Here is a 19,996-nt window from a genome sequence, read left to right on the forward strand (position 1 = left end):
GGTTAATCCTTGCGATGGCCGTACACGCGCGGCTGGGTGTAGTAATCAATCAACGGCACACAGATGTTAGCCAGCAATACGGCAAAGGCCACGCCATCCGGGTAGCCGCCATAACTGCGAATCAACCACACCAGCAGGCCAATCAACGCGCCATAAATCAGGCGACCGCGATTGGTGGTAGAAGCGGTCACCGGATCGGTGGCGATAAAAAATGCGCCCAGCATGGTTGCGCCAGAAAACAGGTGTATCAGCGGCGAGTTGAGCGACTCCGGTGAAAACAGCCAGCCGAGGGTGGCACAGAATGCCAGCGACAGCAGAAAGCTCACCGGGATATGCCAGCGGATGGCGTTTTTCGCCAGCAACAGCATGCCGCCCAGCAGATAACCGACGTTCACCCACTGCCAGCCAAGACCGGCCAGCACGCCATGATAAATCGGCGCGGCCAGCAGTTGCTCCGCGCTGTGACCGGCGCGCAGCCCGGTTTTAAACGTATCAAGCGGGGTCGCCTGGCTCACGCCATCCACGCCAAGTTGCAGCTGCTGCATGGTTTCGCCCGCCAGCGTGTGATGGGTAAAGATCATGCTGAGGGAATCAAGCAGGCCGGGTTTGATCGACTGCAACGCGTCCGGCGGCATCCAACTGGTCATCTGCACCGGGAAGGAGATCAGCAGCACCACATAACCGACCATCGCAGGGTTAAAGGGGTTCTGTCCCAGACCACCATACAGTTGTTTGGCGATCACAATGGCAAACACCGTGCCAATCACCACCAGCCACCAGGGGGCCAGCGGCGGCAGGCTGATGCCCAGTAGCAGTGCAGTCAGCAGGGCGGAGTTATCGGCCAGCGTGGGGACCACCGGGGTTTTGCGCAGACGCAGAATCACGCCTTCCGTTGCCCATGCGGTGGCAATCGCGAGTATCACCTGAATCAGAAAGCCAATACCAAAAAAATACCATTGCGCTGCCATGCCCGGCAGCGCCGCCAGTACCACCAGCAGCATAATATTGCCGGTGCTGCGGCGGTTGTGGGTATAAGGGGAACTTGCGATACGAAAAGCCATTTAATCCTCAGACGTCGAAGGCTGCTGCTGCGCGGCTTTGCGCGCTTTGGCACGGGCGACCGCGGCGGCAATCGCTGCTTTACGCGGGTCGGCGGAGTCAGGAGACGCAGCGGCCTCCGGTTCATTTATATCGGCAGCGGCCGGTTGCGCGGCAGCCGCTTTTTTCGCTTTGGCACGGGCAATGGCGGCTTCGACTGCCGCTTTGCGCGGATCAACCGTTTCAACCGGTGCGCTTTCGGCCGGTTGGGCGGCAGCCGCTTTCTTCGCTTTAGCGCGGGCAATGGCGGCTTCGACAGCGGCTTTACGCGGGTCAACTGTTTCAGCCGGTGCGCTTTCGACCGGTTCGGCAGCAGCCGCTTTCTTCGCTTTAGCGCGGGCAATGGCGGCTTCGACTGCCGCTTTGCGCGGATCAACTGTTTCAGCCGGTGCGCTTTCGGCCGGTTCGGCGGCAGCCGCTTTCTTCGCTTTAGCGCGGGCAATGGCGGCTTCGACTGCCGCTTTGCGCGGATCAACCGTTTCAGCCGGTGCGCTTTCGACCGGTTCGACCGTTGCCGCTTTCTTCGCTTTGGCACGGGCAATGGCGGCTTCGACCGCCGCTTTGCGCGGGTCACCGGCCTGACGGCTCAGTGCCTGGGTTTCAGCCTGGGTTTCTGCCTGACGTGCCAGCGCCTGAGCATGGCGGGCTTCACTTTCAGCCGCTTCCTGTTCCGGGGTTTTGGCCTGACGCGCTTTCACCCGAGCTACCGCGGCATCCAGTTCACCCTGGTCGCTACGGGCCACGCGCTGTTTCGCCTGTTCATGACGTGCTTCGCGCGCCAGTTTTTCTCGCTCCAGCCGCGCCTGACGTGCCTCAAAGCGTGCTTTGGCTTCGGCAGTACGTTTTGCTTCCAGGTCGATAGCACGCAGTTCGGCTTTCTCCTGGCGATAGTATTGCACCAACGGGATGTTGCTCGGGCAGACATAAGCGCAGGCACCGCATTCGATGCAGTCATCAATATGATGGGCGCGCGCTTTATCGTGGTCGGCGCCCTGGCTGTACCAGTAGAGTTGTTGCGGCAACAGATTGGCCGGACAGGCATCAGCACAGGCGCTGCAACGGATACAGGATTGCTCTTCCGGGTTGCTTCCCATCTCGCTGGCGGAGGGAGCCAGAATACAGTTGGTAATTTTTACCACCGGCACGTCCAGCGAAGGCAGGGTGAAGCCCATCAGTGGGCCGCCCATTATCACCATCTGGCGTGATGCCGGGGTAAAACCGGCATGGTGCAGCAGATGACTCACCGGGGTACCGAGACGGCCCCAGACGTTACGCGGCTGACTAATGGCTTCGCCGGTCAGCGTCACCACGCGCTCGGTGATTGGTTCGCCATCGACAATGGCACGCTTCACCGCCCAGGCAGTGCCGACGTTTTGCATCAGCACGCCGATATCGGTAGAACGCCCGCCATGTGGCACTTCCAGACCGGTCAGAATTTTGGTCAGCTGCTTGGCCCCACCGGAGGGGTATTTCGTGGGGATCACCCGCAGTTGCAGATCGCGTTCGCCAGCCAGCGCCTGTTTCAGCGCGGCAATCGCTTCCGGTTTGTTATCTTCGACGCCGATCAACACGCGTTCCGCCTGTAACACCCAGGCAAGAATACGGCAGCCTTCCAGCACTTCTGCGGCGCAATCCTGCATCAGGCGGTCATCGGCGGTGATATAAGGTTCACATTCGGCGGCATTGATAATCAGGGTTTTGACGCCGCGCAGGCCACCGCGCAATTTGGTGGCTGTGGGGAAGCCCGCGCCACCCAGCCCTGCGATCCCGGCATCATGGATGCGTTTAACCACGTCTTCACGCGTCAGGGCACGGTAATCAGGTTGCGGATCGAGCGCCGTCCAGCGGTCCTCACCGTCGGCGACAAGGAAAATGCACAGCTCAGACAACCCGGACGGGTGGGCGGTCATATGCGGCGCAATCGCTTCAATGGTGCCGGATGTGGGAGCGTGCACCGGCAGCATTCGGCCATTACCGAATGTCAGCGGCTGGCCGCGCAGCACATGTTCACCAGGTGCGACACAAATCTCGCCTTCATGACCAATATGTTGCTTCAGCGGGATGATAAAACGTTCCGGCAGCGGGAGTTGGCTGAGCGGTGTACCGTTCGACTGTGTTTTCATTTCCGGCGGATGAATGCCGCCCTGAAAATCCCACAGTTTCTCTTTGCGGAACAGGGTGTTGAGCAAATTAAGCATGGCTTTCTACCGGGATCACCCGTACAGGAATAGTTTCAAGATCCCACTTCCAGTTGGCCGTGGTGGTGGCAACCGGACGCATCTCGATGCAATCGGTCGGACAAGGCGCAACGCACAGATCGCAACCGGTGCAGACATCGCTCAGCACGGTGTGCATAGCGCGGGTGGCGCCGACAATCGCGTCGACCGGGCAGGCCTGGATACATTTGGTACAACCGATGCAGTTGGCTTCGTCGATCCACGCCACGGTGCGTACCGGTGCCAACACCTCTTCACCGCCATCCAGCGGTTGCGGCTCGACGTTCAGCAACGCCGCCAGTTTCAGCATGGTCTGCTCGCCACCGGGGGCGCATTTGTTGATCGCCTCACCATTGTTGCCGACGGCATCGGCATAGGGACGGCAACCCGGATAGCCGCACTGACCGCATTGGCTTTGCGGCAGAATGGCATCAATCTGTTCAACAATCGGGTCTTCTTCAACTTCAAAACGGCGCGCAGCGTAGCCGAGCAGGCCACCAAAAACCAGGCTCAGGGCGCTTAATACGGCAATAGCAATCCAAATCGCGGTCATCAGAATTTCACCAGACCACTAAAGCCCATAAACGCCAGCGCCATCAGGCCAGCGGTGATCAGGGCGATTGAATTGCCTTTAAATGGGGTCGGGACATTAGCCAGCACCAGGCGTTCGCGGATCCCGGCAAACAGCACCATCACCAGTGAGAAACCGAGCGAGGCACTAAAGCCATACAATGCAGCTTGCAGAAAGGTATGGTTAAGGTTGACGCTCAGCAGCGGCACGCCCAGCACCGCACAGTTGGTGGTGATCAGCGGCAGAAAGATGCCGAGCAGGCGATAGAGCGACGGGCTGGTTTTACGCACCACCATTTCGGTGAACTGCACCACGACGGCAATCACCAGGATATAGGCCATGGTACGCAGATAGACTAAGTCCAGCGGCACCAGGATCAAATGGTTGACCAGCCAGGCGCAAATAGACGCCAGCGTAATCACGAAGGTAGTGGCAAGTCCCATGCCAATGGCCGTTTCCAGTTTTTTTGACACACCCATGAACGGGCAAAGTCCGAGGAACTTTACCAGAACGAAGTTGTTCACCAGCACGGTGCCAATAAAGAGCAGTAAATAATCGGTCATTATGAAACCTGGGAAGCCGAAAGGCGTCTATTATCCGGAATTGAGAGCTGTATCTCAACCCGAGCCGCGTTTGCAGCCCGGTTGAGAGCACTCAGAATTAAATTCCTGACGATTCTTGCGCCATTACGGCTGGATAAACGTCTGTTTTACGCGTTGGGAGCGTTTGAAATAGGGAACAAAAACCGCCGCTGCCAGCAATGACAGCAGTAACGTCTGGATTGCTTTGCTGTCAGAAACCGGGGTAAAAGCAAAGGTTTTCATCGCCAGCAACACTGTCATCAGCAGCCAGAGAATGTAATGGCGTGGCAGACGGCGTGATCGTTTACAGAAAATCCAGCATACCCAAATGCTATATACCCAGACCAGGCCTGCGGTCAGCAATGAAATCGACCATTGCGTCAGCAGCAGCCCTCCGTGCGAAAACAACGTGGTGCGCAGTTCAGGATTAAACAGCGGGCTGAGATACATGGCGACCACCAGGGCGCTGGTGAGCATGGTCATAATCAGCCAGGCGAGCGGCAGCAGCAGCCAGCCAGCAATGCGCGGGGGATTTACCTGTTCGGTCATCGAATAAGTCCAGTTACCAGGATAAGGTGTGGCAGAGCGTATCATGTCCAAACGGGGCACGCCCGACCTGGACAACGCAATATTATCGAGAAGCAGGAAGCCGGGGTGAGTTAAACCACGTAACGCCAGACTGATTTCGGCACACAACCGAGATCGAATAAACGACCACCAGAAGCGAGTTCAGCACGACGATGATCGGCAGCGCGATACATATTGATGATCTCATTATCATCTGTCAGTGAATAATTGAGATGGTCGTAGAGTTTTTCCAGACTCTCAAGATTATTCACTTTACGGAATTTCAGCAGGTAATCGAGCGCAGTCATGATTGCCATTAATAAATAAAGAACAGGGAAGCGCCAAGTATAGGGAGCACGCAGCGAGAGTCCATATGTCAACCGTAAAAAAATTCAAAAATCAGACAAAGTGAGCTAATTCGCTCATCAAAAGACACTTTTTCACCCTTTATTCCTTTTATTATGCATCAGCATGATGAAACTAAGCCAAATCTCTGCCGGTTATTCAGGCAGTGGTGAGAAAAATTCACACCCCAGCTCATCAAATGAGCCAGCGTTATTTTCCCGGTTTTATAGCGCTATTTTCCCTCACGCGGCGATCAAAGTTCCCGGTTTATTCCCAACTGGCCTGAAATTTTTTGTACAGGCTATGAAACCTTACATTGCAATGTGTGCGTCCAGTCACAAATCGATCAATTCCTTTCATGAAAGCCTCATAACCATTCTTTACGCGGTGCCTGTAATCGTTTCCAGCGTTATGCGACATAAGCGATTCTCTTTATTACATTTATTTAACGACAGAGGCGAGAAATATCAGGTGTTTTGTCCATAACTGTGATGGGCGTTTTGTCAGCAAACTTATCGTAACCCCTTTAATTCATTCTGTTTTGTGAGGCATGTCGCTCTCAGGGAGCGGCTTTTGCGCCAGGCTTAAACCGCGTTTGTACCCCCTACAGCACACTCCCTTCAGAGGAATGAAATTATGTGGAAACGTTTACTCTTGTCCGCCATGGTGAGCGCGGCGATCAGCGCACCGGTCCTGGCGGCTGATATGACAGTTGGATTCTCGCAGGTTGGCTCGGAATCCGGCTGGCGTTCTGCGGAAACTAACGTGGCAAAAACCGAAGCGCAGAAGCGGGGCATCACGCTGAAAATTGCGGATGGTCAGCAGAAACAGGAGAACCAGATCAAGGCAGTGCGTTCATTCATCGCCCAGGGCGTGGATGCCATCTTTATCGCCCCGGTGGTGCAGACTGGCTGGGAACCGGTGCTGGAAGAAGCTAAAGACGCCAAGATCCCGGTGTTCCTGCTCGACCGCGCGATCGTCGTGAATGACAAGTCACTGTATGAGTCGGTGGTGACAGCGGATAACGTGCTGGAAGGCAAGTTGATTGGTGACTGGTTGGTGAAAACCCTCGCGGGCAAGCAGTGTAACGTCGTGGAATTGCAGGGCACCGTGGGTGCCAGCGTGGCGATTGACCGTAAGAAAGGGTTTGCCGAAGCCATTGCCGGACACCCCAACATCAAAATTATCCGTTCTCAATCCGGCGACTTTACCCGCAGTAAGGGTAAAGAGGTGATGGAGAGCTTTATCAAAGCGGAGAACAATGGCAAGAACATCTGCATGGTTTTCGCGCACAATGACGACATGGTGATTGGTGCGATTCAGGCCATTAAAGAAGCGGGCCTGAAACCGGGCAAAGATATCCTGACTGGCTCGATTGACGGTGTACCGGATATCTACAAAGCGATGCTGGCAGGCGAAGCCAATGCCAACGTCGAGCTGACACCGAATATGGCCGGTCCGGCGTTTGATGCGTTGGAAAAACTGAAAAAAGATGGCACGCAGCCGCCAAAAATCATCCGCACCCAGTCGAAACTCTTCCTGCCAGCGGATGCACAGACGGAACTCGATAAGAAAAAGAACATGGGTTACTGATCCCCGCACCGCCCTCCGGGGCGGTTTTTCATGACGTAAGGCGAGGCAGGTCCGTATGACTACACCACAAGAAGAGGCACTGCTGACCATCAGCGGCGTCAGCAAAGGTTTCCCCGGCGTGAAAGCGTTGGATAACGTGTCGTTCAGTATCCGCAAAGGCGAAATCATGGCGCTGCTGGGAGAGAACGGGGCAGGTAAATCCACGCTGATAAAAGTGCTGACCGGCGTGTACAGCCGTGATGCCGGGGTGATCACCCTGAATGGCAAAGCGATTACACCGCATAACACCGGCGATGCCCAATTAATGGGTATCGGCACCGTTTACCAGGAAGTAAACCTGCTGCCCAATATGTCGGTGGCGGATAATTTATATATCGGTCGCGAGCCGCGACGTTTTGGCATCATCGATCGCAAACGTATGGTGCGCGATGCCGATGCGCTGATGCGCAAATACGGCTTTGCCCTCGATGTGACGCGTCAGCTCGGCCATTATTCGGTGGCGATGCAGCAGATTATCGCCATTTGTCGCGCGGTGGATCTGTCGGCACAGGTGTTGATCCTCGATGAACCCACCGCCAGCCTCGACGCCAGTGAGGTCGAGATGTTGTTTACCCTGATGGCGCAGTTAAAAGCCAAAGGGATGAGCCTGATTTTTGTCACTCACTTCCTCGATCAGGTGTATCGCATCACTGACCGCATTACGGTGCTGCGCAATGGTCAGTTTATCGCCACTCGCGACACCGCATCGCTGCCGCGTATCGAGCTAATCAAGCTGATGCTGGGGCGTGAGTTGCTGGAGACGGCGCTACAACGTCAGGGCAGTACCCTGCGCAGCAATCAGCCGGTGGTGGCGTTTGAAGATTACGGTAAGAAGGGCACCATCGAGCCGTTCAGTTTGCAGGTGCGTCCGGGTGAAGTGGTGGGTCTGGCCGGGCTGTTGGGCTCGGGACGCACTGAAACCGCCGAAGTGTTGTTTGGCATCCGCCGAGCCGATCGCGGCACCGCCACCATTAAGGGTAAGGTGCAACAGATTCGTACGCCGGCTAAAGCCTCGAAGCTGGGGATGGGGTTTTGCCCGGAGGACCGTAAAACCGATGGCATTATCGGTAAGGCGTCGGTGCGGGAAAACATTATCCTCGCGTTGCAGGCGCAGCGTGGCTGGCTGCGTCCGATCAAAAAACGCGAACAACAGGCGATTGCTGAGCGTTTTATTAAAAGTCTTGGCATTCGTACACCGCATGCCGATCAACCGGTTGAGTTATTGTCGGGCGGCAATCAGCAGAAAGTACTGCTGTCGCGTTGGCTGGTGACCAAACCGCAATTTCTCATTCTTGACGAACCCACGCGGGGTATCGATGTCGGTGCTCACGCGGAGATTATTCGTCTGATTGAATCCCTGTGCGCCGACGGACTGGCGCTGCTGGTTATCTCCTCTGAACTCGAAGAACTGGTGGGGTACGCCGATCGCGTGTTGATTATGCGCGATTTGAAGCAGGTGGCGGAGATCCCCCTTGAGCAGCTGTCGGTAGCGTCGATTGTCAACGCTATCGCCCACGGAGGAGAACAACATGCTTGAATCCGATATGACGTCTGAAAAAACCAATCGGCGTAAGCTGAAACTGCCGCCCGGTATGCCGCAAATTGCCGCGCTGGTGCTGGTGCTGCTGGTGGACAGCCTGGTAGCAAATAACTTCTTTGCCGTGCATTTACAGGATGGCCGCCTGTTTGGTAGCCCGATCGATATTCTCAACCGTGCCGCACCGGTAGCGCTGCTGGCGGTGGGGATGACGCTGGTGATTGCCACCGGGGGAATTGATTTGTCAGTAGGGGCGGTGATGGCGATTGCCGGGGCTACGGCGGCGACGCTCACCGTGGCCGGGCATAGTCTGCCGTTTATCATTCTCGCGACACTGGGCACCGGGCTGGCATGTGGTTTGTGGAACGGCGTGCTGGTGGCGTTGCTGCGAATTCAACCGTTCGTCGCCACCTTGATTTTGATGGTAGCCGGACGCGGCGTGGCGCAGCTCATCACCCAGGGGCAAATCGTGACTTTTGATAACGATAACCTGTCGTGGTTTGGTAGCGGCTCGTTGTGGCTGTTGCCGGTGCCGGTGTGGATTACGTTAGTGGTGGCGCTGGCGGTGTGGCTGGTAACACGCAAGACGGCGCTGGGGCTGTTTATTGAAGCGGTCGGGATTAACCTGCGTGCGGCGCGCAATGCAGGCGTTACCGGCTGGCTGGTCGTGATGTCAACCTACGCCATCAGTGGCGTATGTGCCGCAGTAGCCGGGTTAATTGTTGCCGCCGATATCCGCGGAGCGGATGCCAATAACGCCGGATTGTGGCTGGAGCTGGATGCGATCCTGGCGGTGGTAATTGGCGGTGCATCACTGATGGGCGGGCGTTTTAATCTGGTGCTGTCGCTGATTGGTGCGCTGATTATTCAGTCGATGAATACCGGGATTCTGCTGTCTGGTTTCCCACCCGAACTGAACCAGGTGGTGAAGGCGATAGTAGTGATGTGCGTGTTGCTGATTCAGTCACCGCGCTTTCTTGCCATGCTGAAACGGAGGCGTCCATCATGATTAAACGTCATCTGCCTTTGATGATTACTTTGCTGGTGTTTGTCGCCGGATATCTGTTCTGCCTCAGCCAGTTCCCCGGCTTTGCCTCCACCAGGGTAATTTGTAATATCCTCACCGATAACGCCTTTCTTGGCATTATCGCCGTGGGAATGACGTTTGTGATCCTGTCGGGAGGGATTGATTTATCGGTCGGAGCGGTGATTGCTTTTACCGGCGTGTTCCTTGCCCGCTTGATTGGGGATTACCATGTGGACCCGTTGCTGGCCTTTGCGCTGATTCTGGCGTTAGGGGCAGCCTTTGGCGCCATGATGGGCTGGTTAATTGATGGGTTAAAAATCCCGGCGTTTATTATTACCCTCGCCGGGATGTTTTTCCTGCGTGGGTGTAGCTACCTGGTATCGGAAAACTCGATCCCGATTGACCATCCGTTGTATGCCACGCTGTCGAGTATGGCGTGGAAAATTCCCGGCGGTGGGCGGTTAAGCTTGCTGGCGGTGATTATGCTGGTGGTAGTGGTCGGTGGCATTTTGCTGGCGCACCGCACGCGTTTTGGTAATCAGGTGTATGCCATTGGCGGCAACCTCACGTCGGCGCAGTTGATGGGGATCTCCACGCGCGCCACCACCATTAAGATTTATATGTTGTCGACCACGCTGGCAACGCTGGCAGGGATTGTGTTTTCCATCTATACCTCAGCGGGTTATGCGTTGGCCGGACTGGGTGTAGAGCTGGATGCCATTGCCTCGGTGGTGATTGGCGGCACGCTGCTCTCCGGTGGCGTAGGAACGGTGCTCGGTACGCTGTTTGGCGTATTAATTCAGGGGCTGATTCAGACGTGGATTAATTTCGACGGCACCCTGAGCTCCTGGTGGACCAAAATCGCCATCGGCATTTTGTTGTTCGCGTTTATCGCGCTGCAACGTTTGCTGACGGTGATGTGGGATCGCCAGCAGAATGCGCCGGTTAAACGGCTAACGTCCTGATGGCGTTGGTGTAGCGGCGCGATTTATCGCGCGCTTTTGACCCTCGTGGTTAAAAAAACGCGATAAATCGCGCCGCTACCGATGTGTACAATATGATTTATTCCTGAATCCATTCTGAATTCCTTATATCCCTCTGACATTTATCATCCTTATCTTTCAGTGAGATAGCTCCCATGCTAACGTCCGGCCACGTTGTTCATCCTGGCAGGGACGACCTTAATGACCGCAACTCCCACCCCACACGATGCGCTATTCAAACGATTTCTCAGCCATCAAAGCATTGCCAGACAGTTCCTGGAAATTCACTTGCCGCCACGCATACTTCAGCGCTGTGACCTCGGCACATTGCAATTGATTCCAACCACGTTTATAGAACGGGATCTGAGTGCACTCTATTCAGACGTACTCATGTCAATGAAGATGGAGGGGGGAGAGGGATATATTTATGCCTTGATTGAGCACCAAAGCTCTCCCGACAAGTTTATGACCCTCAGGATGATGCGCTATACCATCGCGGCTATGCAGCGTCATATTGATGAGGGGCATACTGAGCTGCCGATCGTGGTGCCGATACTGTTCTATCACGGTAAAACCAGTCCCTATCCTTATACGATGGACTGGCTATCCTCCTTTCGTGACCGGGAGCTGGCGACGCAGATATTTTGCCAACCGTTTCCGCTGGTTGATGTCACGGTGCTCCCGGATGAGCAAATCATGACACACCGCGGTGTGGCCAGGCTGGAAATGGCCCATAAGATCGTACGCATGCACGACCTGCTGGAAAATATCGACTTAATGGCAACCCTGCTGGCGGTGGATTACAATGATGACCTGTCAATCGACGTTATCTTCTACCTGCTTCGGCATGGCGATACGGATGATCGGGAAAAGGTGATTGAGATACTGATGCAGGGCAAACCGCAACTAAAGGAACAGATTATGACTATTGAACAACAGTGGCGGCTGGAGTCACGTCTGGAAGGACGACAGGAAGGACGACAGGAAGGACGGCAGGAAGGACGAGTGGAAGGACTTCAGGAAGGTCGGCTGGAGATGGCGCGAAACATGCTTGCCGAAAAATTAGACTTTAAAACCATCAGCAAGGTAACCGGTTTAAGCGCTGGTGAGTTGCAAGACCTGTGTTCCTGAAGGTTTTTTTTGCGGCGTGACCGTTTGGTCATAACTGCAAATAAAAGGGTCGCGATAAATCGCGACCCGATGGCTAACCTGATAACGATCAACGCATTAAGCGGTAATACGCCTCATTCCAGCGCAGCGCATCTTTGAACGCCGGTAAACGCGTTTCCTCATCAATGACCAGCACCTCAATACCGTTCAGTTCGCCGTAGAGATAGAGGTCGTCGAGGTCCAGCGCCTGGCTGAACACCGTGTGATGCGCGCCACCGGCCAGAATCCAGGCCTCAGAGGCGGTTGCCAGTGACGGCTGTGCGCGCCACAAGGCACGCGCGACCGGCAGTTTTGGCAACGGTTTTGGTTGCTCAATGGCATCCACGACGTTCACCAGCAGACGGAAGCGGTCACCCAAATCGATCACGCTGGCATTCACCGCGCGTCCAGCCGGAGTAGAGAAAATCAGGCGTGCTGGATCGGCTTTGCCGCCAATACCGAGGAATTGCACATCAATCAACGGTTTCTCTTCTTTGGCGATCGACGGACACACTTCCAGCATATGCGAGCCCAGCACCAGGTCATTGCCGGGTGAGAAGTGGTAGGTGTAATCCTCCATAAATGAGGTCCCGCCGGCACGATTACCCGCCTGCACCTTCAGAATGTGCAGTAACGCCGCCGTTTTCCAGTCACCTTCACCGGCAAACCCGTAGCCCTGGCCCATCAGACGTTGTACCGCCAGGCCGGGAAGCTGCTTCATACCGTGCAGCGTCTGGAAATTGGTGGTAAAGGCTTTGCAACCTTCGGCATCAAGGAAGCGTTTCAACCCCAGTTCGATACGTGCTGCATCCAGAACGTTCTGACGTTTTTCACCGTTTACTGCCGCAACTTCGCTGAAGCGATAGTGACTTTCGTATTCATCGATCAACGCATTGACGTCGCCATCACTGACGCTGTTCACCACCTCGACCAAATCGCCCACGCCCCAGCCATTCACCGCATAGCCAAATTGAATTTGCGCGGCCACTTTGTCACCCTCGGTGACGGCCACTTCACGCATATTGTCGCCGAAGCGGGCAACTTTAAGCTGCTGACTGGCCTGACGCGCCTGAGCGGCACGGATCCAGCGACCAATGCGTTGCTGGCTCTCTTTATCCTGCCAGTGGCCGGTGACCACGCTGTGCTGGAGGCCCATACGCGCGCCGATAAAACCAAACTCGCGACCGCCGTGTGCGGTCTGGTTCAGGTTCATAAAATCCATATCCATGCTGTCCCACGGGATCTCGGCATTAAACTGGGTATGGAATTGCAGCAACGGCTTATTCAGGATGCTCAGGCCGCCAATCCACATTTTGGCGGGTGAGAAGGTGTGCAGCCAGGTAATGATGCCGATACATTCATTGGCGTGATTCGCCTCGCGGCACAGCGCCAGCGCTTCATCCGGCGACTTCACCAACGGCTTCAACACCAGTTGCAGCGGCAGGGTGCCCGCCTGGTTAAGGCCATCCATCACCTGACGCGCGTGTTGTTCCACCTGGCGTAACGTTTCCGCCCCGTAGAGGTGTTGCGTACCAATGACAAACCACACCTGTTGTGTGTTGTGCTGTTCCATAAAACCACTCCTTCACTTAGCGGAAACGGTGCGTGCGGCATACTGCGGTTCAGCGGCCTGGCACCAATGTTGATAGCGTTGATAAAGTTGCTGATAGCGCGCCACGCGCTGGCTGTCTGGTTGCAGCGTGACGTCAATCGGGCTGGCCATCACCTGCTGAGCAGCCGGAACATCGGCATAGACTTGCGCAGCAACGGCGGCAAAAATGGCGGCCCCGAGGGCGCAACATTCATCGGAGGCGACAATATCCAGCGGTCGGTTCATCACATCGCAACAGGCTTGCATAATGGCTGGCGATTTGCGCGCGATGCCGCCGAGGGTCAGCACGTTCTCCACCGGGATTTGCTGTTGCTCGAAGCACTCCATAATGGCGCGTGCGCCGAAGGCGGTGGCGGCGATCAGCCCGCCGAACAATGCCGGGGCATCGGTGCCAAGATTGAGGTCGGTAATCACCCCTTTCAGACGCTGGTTGGCATCCGGGGTGCGGCGTCCGTTAAACCAGTCCAGCACGACCGGCAGATGGTCGAGTTGCGGATCGGCAGCCCAGGCTTCCGTCAATTGACGGATCAGATCTTTTTGCAGGCTTTCCAGTTGGGGACGCAACTCAGGATGTTGTTGCGCCGCTTGTTGCAGCGGCCAGCCAAGCAGGCGGCTGAACCAGGCATAGATATCGCCGAAAGCGGATTGTCCCGCTTCACAGCCGATGGCACCCGGCACCACGCTGCCATCCACCTGGCCGCAGATGCCTTTAATCGCGCGATCACCCACTTTTTCACTGTCGGCAATCAGAATGTCGCAGGTCGAGGTGCCAATCACCTTCACCAGGGTATAAGGTTGCGCACCGGCACCGACCGCCCCCATATGACAGTCAAAAGCACCGCCGGACAGCACCACCTGCCGGGACAGACCAAGACGTTGCGACCATTCGGCGCTTAACGTGCCGACCGGGATATCTGCCGTCCAGGTGTCGGTAAATAAGGGATAGTCGAGCTGTTCGGTTAACAGGGGATCAAGCGCATTGAGGAAATCAGCGGGCGGCAGGCCTTGCCAGTCCGGGTGCCAGAGGGATTTATGTCCGGCGGCGCAGCGACCACGGCGCAGTTGCTGCGGCGCGGTAGTGCCACTCAGCAACGCCGGAACCCAGTCGCACAGCTCGACCCAGGAGACGGCGGCATCACGTACCGCAGCATCTTCACGCGATACATGCAAAATTTTGGCCCAGAACCACTCCGACGAATAAATGCCGCCGATATAACGGGTGTAATCGGTGAAACGACCGCTGTGGCACAGCTGATTAATCTCTTCGGCTTCTTCTATAGCGGTGTGATCTTTCCACAACACAAACATCGCATTGGGGTTGTCGGCAAACTCTGGACGTAACGCCAGTACCTTGCCCTCACGATCGATCGGTGCCGGGGTCGAACCGGTGCTGTCCACGCCAATGCCGACGACGGCTGCGCGCTGTTCAGGGCTGAGAGCCTGCACCACCGTGACCAGCGCCTGCTCCAGCGCATCAATATAATCCTGAGGATGATGGCGAAAGCGGTTGGCATGCGCATCGCAAAACAATCCTTTGGCCCAGCGCGGATAGTTGACTACCGCTTTTTCCAGTTCTTTGCCACTGTGGCAGTCCACGGCCAGGGCTCGGACAGAATCGCTGCCAAAATCCAGCCCGATGGTGATAGCGCCAGCGCCCATTGAAATTCTCCTGTGTCAGTTATCTGTGGTTATCCTGGAATGGGTGGGCTGGAGCGGTTAGTCATCCCCGGCTGAGAATATGCACTTTTCTGCCATCAGCAGCCATTTCGTGATCCACTGCAAAAGTTAATGACCGGTTAATTTTGCTGAATATATGGATGATTTTGTCGTCGTTCCGGGATGTGATACCGCTCTACATTTTCTGCTGCTTTTCCCGCTACAACTAGCCCAGCGTTTGCACAGCCTTTGTACAAACCTTGCTCTAACGCGCTGATTTTTCGCTGTACCCGCAAGAGAAATCAGAGTGGTAGCGCTTACACCGATTCGTTTATTGCACGCTAAAAACATCATTGTGCCGGAGAGCATCATGCATAAATTCACTAAAGCGCTGGCGGCAGTTGGTCTTGCCGCGGTTATGTCACATTCCGCTATCGCCGAGACGATGAAGCTCGGTTTTCTTGTTAAACAACCGGAGGAACCCTGGTTCCAGACAGAGTGGCGCTTCGCCGATAAAGCCGGCAAAGATCTCGGCTTTGAGGTGATCAAAATTGCGGTACCGGATGGCGAAAAAACCCTGAATGCCATTGATAGCCTGGCCGCCAGTGGCGCGAAAGGTTTCGTCATCTGTACCCCGGATCCGAAACTGGGGTCGGCCATCATGGCGAAAGCCCGCAGTTACGACCTGAAGGTGATTGCGGTTGACGATCAGTTCGTCAACGCCAAAGGCAAACCGATGGACACCGTGCCACTGGTGATGATGGCCGCGACCAAAATCGGCGAGCGTCAGGGCCAGGAACTGTATAAAGAGATGCAGAAACGCGGCTGGGATGTGAAAGAAACCGGCGTAATGGCGATCACCGCTAACGAGTTGGATACCGCCCGCCGCCGTACCTCTGGCTCGATGGACGCGCTGAAAGCAGCAGGTTTCCCGGCTGCGCAGATCTACCAGGTGCCGACCAAATCCAATGATATCCCGGGCGCATTTGACGCCGGTAACTCCCTGCTGGTGCAGCACCCGAAAGTGAAACACTGGCTGATCATCGGCATGAATGACAACACCGTGTTAGGCGGTGTGCGCGCCACTGAAGGTCAGGGCTTTAAAGCACCCGACGTGATCGGTATTGGTATCAACGGGGTGGATGCTGTCAGTGAACTGTCGAAAGGGGAGCCAACCGGTTTCTATGGTTCGCTGCTGCCCAGCCCGGACGTACACGGCTATAAAAGCAGCCAGATGCTGTATGACTGGGTAACCAAAGGGAAAGAACCGGCGAAGTTTACTGAAGTGACCGATGTGGTGCTGATCACCCGCGATAACTTCAAAACTGAGCTGGCGAAAAAAGGGCTGATGTAAGTCGCCAAACCACAAGTGCGCTTATCCCCAGGCGCTTGATGGCCTGAGTTACCTGGGATAAGCGCGCTGCTTATGCAGTTGCGCACGAAGTATGAAGGCATAGAGGAGTCTCCATGAACACTGATCCTGCTTTTCTGTCGTTTCATGGCATCAGCAAAACTTTCCCTGGCGTTAAAGCGTTACAGGACATCTCGTTCAGCTGCCATGCCGGTGAAGTGCATGCGCTGATGGGCGAAAACGGCGCGGGTAAATCCACGCTGTTGAAAATTCTTAGCGGCAGCTACCAGCCGACTGCCGGCGAAATCCACATCAAAGGCCAGCCGGTGCGGTTCAATCACACCACCGAAGCGCTGGACGCGGGCGTGGCGATTATCTACCAGGAACTGCATCTGGTACCGGAAATGAGCGTGGCAGAGAATATTTACCTCGGTCAGATCCCGCATCGTCATGGTCTGGTGAACCGTAAGCTGCTGCGTTATGAAGCGGGCTTACAACTGCAAAATCTCGGCATGGATATCGATCCGGACATGCCGTTGAAGTACCTGTCGCTCGGACAGTGGCAGATGGTGGAAATTGCCAAAGCGCTGGCGCGCAATGCGCGCATTATCGCGTTTGATGAACCTACCAGCTCGCTGTCGGCACGCGAGATTGAGCATCTGTTCCGCGTCATCCGTCAGTTGCGTGAGCAGGGCCGGGTGGTGCTGTACGTATCGCATCGCATGGAGGAGATTTTTGCCCTGAGCGATGCCATCACGGTGTTTAAAGATGGCCGCTACGTACGCACCTTCACCGATATGAACAACACCCACCATGAAGACCTGGTTCAGGCGATGGTGGGCCGCAATCTGGGGGATATCTATGGTTACGCACCGCGTGATTTGGGCCCCGTGCGTTTGCAGTTGGACCAGGTGGAGGCGCAAGGTGTGCGTATGCCCATTTCGCTAGAGGTCCGGGCCGGTGAAATCGTCGGGTTGTTCGGTCTGGTCGGGGCCGGACGCAGTGAACTGATGAAGGGATTGTTTGGGGCAACCCGTCTGCGCGGCGGCAGCGTGTCGCTGGACGGTAAAAAACTCAATATCCGTCAACCGATTGATGCGATCCGTGCCGGAATTATGCTTTGCCCGGAAGACCGCAAAGCCGAAGGTATCATCCCGGTGCACTCGGTGCGTGACAACATCAACATCAGCGCGCGCCGCCATAATCTCACCGCCGGTTGTCTGATCAAACCCGGTTGGGAAGCGAAGAACGCTGACAGCCATATCCGCTCGCTCAATATCAAAACCCCGCATGCGCAACAGCTGATTATGAACCTGTCCGGCGGCAACCAGCAGAAGGCGATTCTGGGCCGCTGGCTGTCGGAGGAAATGAACGTGATCCTGCTGGATGAGCCGACACGCGGTATTGATGTCGGGGCCAAGCACGAGATTTATAACCTGATTTATCAACTGGCAAACAAAGGTATTGCCGTGTTGTTTGCTTCCAGCGATTTGCCTGAAGTGATGGGCCTTGCCGACCGTATCGTGGTGATGCGCGAAGGTGAAATTGCCGGTGAACTGCCACACGACCGTGCCACGGAGCAGCTGACGCTGGGCCTGGCGATGCCGAAAACGACTCAAGCGGCCGCCGTGGCCTGATGTAAAGGAGAGCAATTATGGCTTCATCAACCACTTCTAATACGCCACCCGCGCAGCGCAGCGGCCTGCAACTGGGGCGTATCTGGGATAACTTCGGCATGCTGGTGGTGTTCGCGCTACTGTTTATTGCCTGTACTATTTTTGTCCCCAACTTCGGCTCTTTTATCAATATGAAAGGGCTGGGGCTGGCAATGTCGATGTCCGGTATGGTGGCGTGCGGCATGCTGTTCTGCCTCGCCTCCGGGGATTTTGACCTGTCTGTGGCTTCGGTTATCGCTTGTGCTGGCGTAGTGACCGCGGTGGTGATTAACCTGACCGAAAGTTTATGGATTGGTGTGGCGGCAGGGTTGTTGCTGGGCATGGCAACCGGGTTTGTTAACGGTTTCGTGATTGCGCGGCTAAAAATCAATGCGTTGATCACCACGCTGGCGACGATGCAGATTGTGCGCGGTCTGGCCTATATCTTCTCAGACGGTAAAGCGGTAGGGATTGAAGATGAACGTTTCTTTACCCTCGGCTACGCCAACTGGTTCGGTTTGCCAGCACCCATCTGGCTGACTATCGCTACCATGATCATCTTCGGTTTCCTGCTGAATAAAACCACCTTTGGCCGCAACACGTTGGCGATTGGCGGTAACGAGGAAGCAGCGCGTCTTGCCGGTGTGCCGGTGGTGCGTACCCGCATCATCATCTTTATCCTCTCCGGGCTGGTGTCAGCGGCGGCGGGGATCATTCTGGCTTCACGTATGACCAGCGGCCAGCCGATGACCTCGCTGGGATACGAGTTGATTGTCATCTCTGCCTGCGTGTTGGGTGGGGTGTCGCTGAAAGGTGGCATTGGCAAGATTTCCTACGTGGTTGCCGGGGTACTGATCCTTGGTACGGTTGAGAATGCGATGAATCTCTTGAATATTTCGCCCTTCTCACAGTATGTGGTGCGCGGTTTGATATTGTTAGCAGCGGTGATTTTTGACCGCTACAAACAGAAAAATAAAGCCGCCTGAGTGCAGCCATTCAGTAGCGGCGCGATTTATCGCGCGCCTCGGCAACCGCACGATAAATCGTGCCGCTACGGTAATCAATCACGCGAAAAGTGAGGGCATTATGTACCACCGTGAACCCCCTGTGGCACAACAAAACCCATTATTGCCGGGTTACCCTTTTAATGCCTGGCTGGTGGCCGGACTGACACCGATTACCGCCGATGGCCCGCTCGATTTTTTTATCGACCGGCCACTCGGTATGAAAGGCTATATCCTCAACCTGACCATCAAGGGGGAAGGTCGGGTATTTGATGGTGAGCAGTCATTCGACTGTCTGCCGGGTGATATGCTGCTGTTTCAACCGAAAACCCCGCATTACTATGGCCGTGCGCCGGACAGCCCATGCTGGTTCCATCGCTGGGTCTATTTCCGCCCGCGTGCCTACTGGACCGACTGGCTGCAATGGCAGGATGAAACCCAGGGGGTGGGGCGCTTGCGTCTGCCGGAAGCGCAGCGTGCGGAGTTTGATCGCCTGTTCGCCAGTATCGAACAAACCCATAACTCCGGACGACGTTTCGCCGAGGAGCTGGCAATGAACCTGCTGGAACGTCTGCTGCTGCGTGCGGTGGAGGAAGATCCGCGCAGCCATCAGCAAATCCGCGATCCGCGTGTGATTGAAGCCTGCCAGTACGTGACCAACCATCTCGCCAGTGAAGTGAAGATTGAGGAAGTGGCGCGTCATGTCTGTCTGTCACCCTCCCGTCTTGCCCATTTGTTCCGCGAGCAGATGGGGATCAATCTGCTGCGCTGGCGTGAGGATCAGCGCGTGATCCGTGCGAAATTATTGTTGCAGACCACCCAGGAACCGATCGCCTCGGTGGGGCGTGAAGTCGGCTATGATGACCAACTCTATTTCTCGCGTGTGTTCCGCAAACGCGTCGGGGTCAGTCCGAGTGATTTTCGTCGTCGCAGCCAGGATGCACACGATGCGCTGGTGGCTCAGGAGAGCTGGCAACCGGCACGGAGTGCGATATCCTGAGTTTTCGGCTGA

At 55.8% G+C, this 19,996-nt stretch carries 17 protein-coding genes; 9 read left to right on the forward strand and 8 right to left on the reverse strand.

Annotation, left to right across the window (positions count from 1 at the left end; genetic code table 11):
- Window positions 1-2 precede the first annotated feature (2 nt).
- The 6 genes from rsxD to ydgT all read right to left on the reverse strand — a co-directional run bounded on the left by rsxD (window position 3) and on the right by ydgT (window position 5,341).
- Window positions 3-1,061, reverse strand: a complete 1,059-nt coding sequence (rsxD, locus tag CTZ24_RS09175) for an electron transport complex subunit RsxD (RefSeq protein WP_021185193.1) — start codon at window positions 1,059-1,061, stop codon at window positions 3-5.
- On the reverse strand, window positions 1,062-3,296 hold the full coding sequence (gene rsxC, locus CTZ24_RS09180; protein WP_208725369.1) for an electron transport complex subunit RsxC: 2,235 nt from the start codon (window positions 3,294-3,296) through the stop codon (window positions 1,062-1,064).
- On the reverse strand, window positions 3,289-3,867 hold the full coding sequence (gene rsxB, locus CTZ24_RS09185; protein ID WP_013508911.1) for an electron transport complex subunit RsxB: 579 nt from the start codon (window positions 3,865-3,867) through the stop codon (window positions 3,289-3,291). Before rsxB ends, rsxC begins: the two co-directional genes overlap by 8 nt.
- Window positions 3,867-4,448, reverse strand: coding sequence for an electron transport complex subunit RsxA (gene rsxA / locus CTZ24_RS09190; protein WP_021185190.1), 582 nt, complete (start codon window positions 4,446-4,448; stop codon window positions 3,867-3,869). The genes rsxB and rsxA overlap by 1 nt, the downstream gene beginning before the upstream one ends.
- A gap of 123 nt (window positions 4,449-4,571) precedes the next feature.
- Window positions 4,572-5,015 carry a DUF2569 domain-containing protein gene (locus CTZ24_RS09195; RefSeq protein ID WP_021185189.1) on the reverse strand — a complete coding sequence of 148 codons (444 nt, stop codon included), beginning with the start codon at window positions 5,013-5,015 and terminating at the stop codon, window positions 4,572-4,574.
- 110 nt (window positions 5,016-5,125) lie between these two features.
- A complete protein-coding gene (gene ydgT / locus CTZ24_RS09200) occupies window positions 5,126-5,341 on the reverse strand; it encodes a transcription modulator YdgT (protein ID WP_021185188.1) in 216 nt (71 codons plus the stop codon).
- Between the two features lie 673 nt (window positions 5,342-6,014).
- On the opposite strand from ydgT, the gene ytfQ reads away from it, so the two are divergent.
- From ytfQ to CTZ24_RS09225, 5 genes are all read left to right on the forward strand, one after another.
- Window positions 6,015-6,971 (forward strand): galactofuranose ABC transporter, galactofuranose-binding protein YtfQ, encoded by a 957-nt coding sequence (gene ytfQ, locus CTZ24_RS09205; RefSeq protein WP_208725370.1) that lies wholly within the window; start codon window positions 6,015-6,017, stop codon window positions 6,969-6,971.
- Window positions 6,972-7,026: 55 nt separating this feature from the next.
- The gene (locus CTZ24_RS09210) at window positions 7,027-8,547 is read left to right on the forward strand and encodes a sugar ABC transporter ATP-binding protein (protein WP_021185185.1); all 1,521 of its coding nucleotides are present in this window, start codon (window positions 7,027-7,029) and stop codon (window positions 8,545-8,547) included.
- Window positions 8,540-9,556 carry a galactofuranose ABC transporter, ATP-binding protein YtfT gene (ytfT, locus tag CTZ24_RS09215; protein WP_021185184.1) on the forward strand — a complete coding sequence of 339 codons (1,017 nt, stop codon included), beginning with the start codon at window positions 8,540-8,542 and terminating at the stop codon, window positions 9,554-9,556. Before CTZ24_RS09210 ends, ytfT begins: the two co-directional genes overlap by 8 nt.
- On the forward strand, window positions 9,553-10,539 hold the full coding sequence (gene yjfF / locus CTZ24_RS09220) for a galactofuranose ABC transporter, permease protein YjfF (protein ID WP_021185183.1): 987 nt from the start codon (window positions 9,553-9,555) through the stop codon (window positions 10,537-10,539). The genes ytfT and yjfF overlap by 4 nt, the downstream gene beginning before the upstream one ends.
- A gap of 219 nt (window positions 10,540-10,758) precedes the next feature.
- Window positions 10,759-11,688 carry an Rpn family recombination-promoting nuclease/putative transposase gene (locus tag CTZ24_RS09225; protein WP_208725371.1) on the forward strand — a complete coding sequence of 310 codons (930 nt, stop codon included), beginning with the start codon at window positions 10,759-10,761 and terminating at the stop codon, window positions 11,686-11,688.
- An 88-nt stretch (window positions 11,689-11,776) separates the two neighbouring features.
- Here the strand turns inward: CTZ24_RS09225 and araA are convergent, their stop codons facing one another.
- Window positions 11,777-13,279, reverse strand: coding sequence for an L-arabinose isomerase (gene araA / locus CTZ24_RS09230; protein ID WP_036626909.1), 1,503 nt, complete (start codon window positions 13,277-13,279; stop codon window positions 11,777-11,779).
- Between the two features lie 12 nt (window positions 13,280-13,291).
- Complete coding sequence (locus tag CTZ24_RS09235) at window positions 13,292-14,977, reverse strand: ribulokinase (protein WP_036626906.1); 1,686 nt, start codon at window positions 14,975-14,977, stop codon at window positions 13,292-13,294.
- A gap of 367 nt (window positions 14,978-15,344) precedes the next feature.
- Here CTZ24_RS09235 and CTZ24_RS09240 point away from each other — a divergent pair, with 367 nt between their 5' ends.
- From CTZ24_RS09240 to araC, 4 genes are all read left to right on the forward strand, one after another.
- Window positions 15,345-16,328 (forward strand): arabinose ABC transporter substrate-binding protein, encoded by a 984-nt coding sequence (locus CTZ24_RS09240; RefSeq protein WP_013508922.1) that lies wholly within the window; start codon window positions 15,345-15,347, stop codon window positions 16,326-16,328.
- A gap of 113 nt (window positions 16,329-16,441) precedes the next feature.
- Window positions 16,442-17,962 (forward strand): L-arabinose ABC transporter ATP-binding protein AraG, encoded by a 1,521-nt coding sequence (gene araG / locus CTZ24_RS09245; RefSeq protein WP_021185180.1) that lies wholly within the window; start codon window positions 16,442-16,444, stop codon window positions 17,960-17,962.
- A 17-nt stretch (window positions 17,963-17,979) separates the two neighbouring features.
- Window positions 17,980-18,966 carry an L-arabinose ABC transporter permease AraH gene (araH, locus tag CTZ24_RS09250; protein WP_021185179.1) on the forward strand — a complete coding sequence of 329 codons (987 nt, stop codon included), beginning with the start codon at window positions 17,980-17,982 and terminating at the stop codon, window positions 18,964-18,966.
- Window positions 18,967-19,066: 100 nt separating this feature from the next.
- Window positions 19,067-19,984, forward strand: a complete 918-nt coding sequence (araC, locus tag CTZ24_RS09255) for an arabinose operon transcriptional regulator AraC (RefSeq protein WP_013508925.1) — start codon at window positions 19,067-19,069, stop codon at window positions 19,982-19,984.
- The last annotated feature ends 12 nt before the right edge of the window (window positions 19,985-19,996 follow it).

The organism is Pantoea phytobeneficialis, from assembly GCF_009728735.1.
GTDB classification, from domain to species: domain Bacteria; phylum Pseudomonadota; class Gammaproteobacteria; order Enterobacterales; family Enterobacteriaceae; genus Pantoea; species Pantoea phytobeneficialis.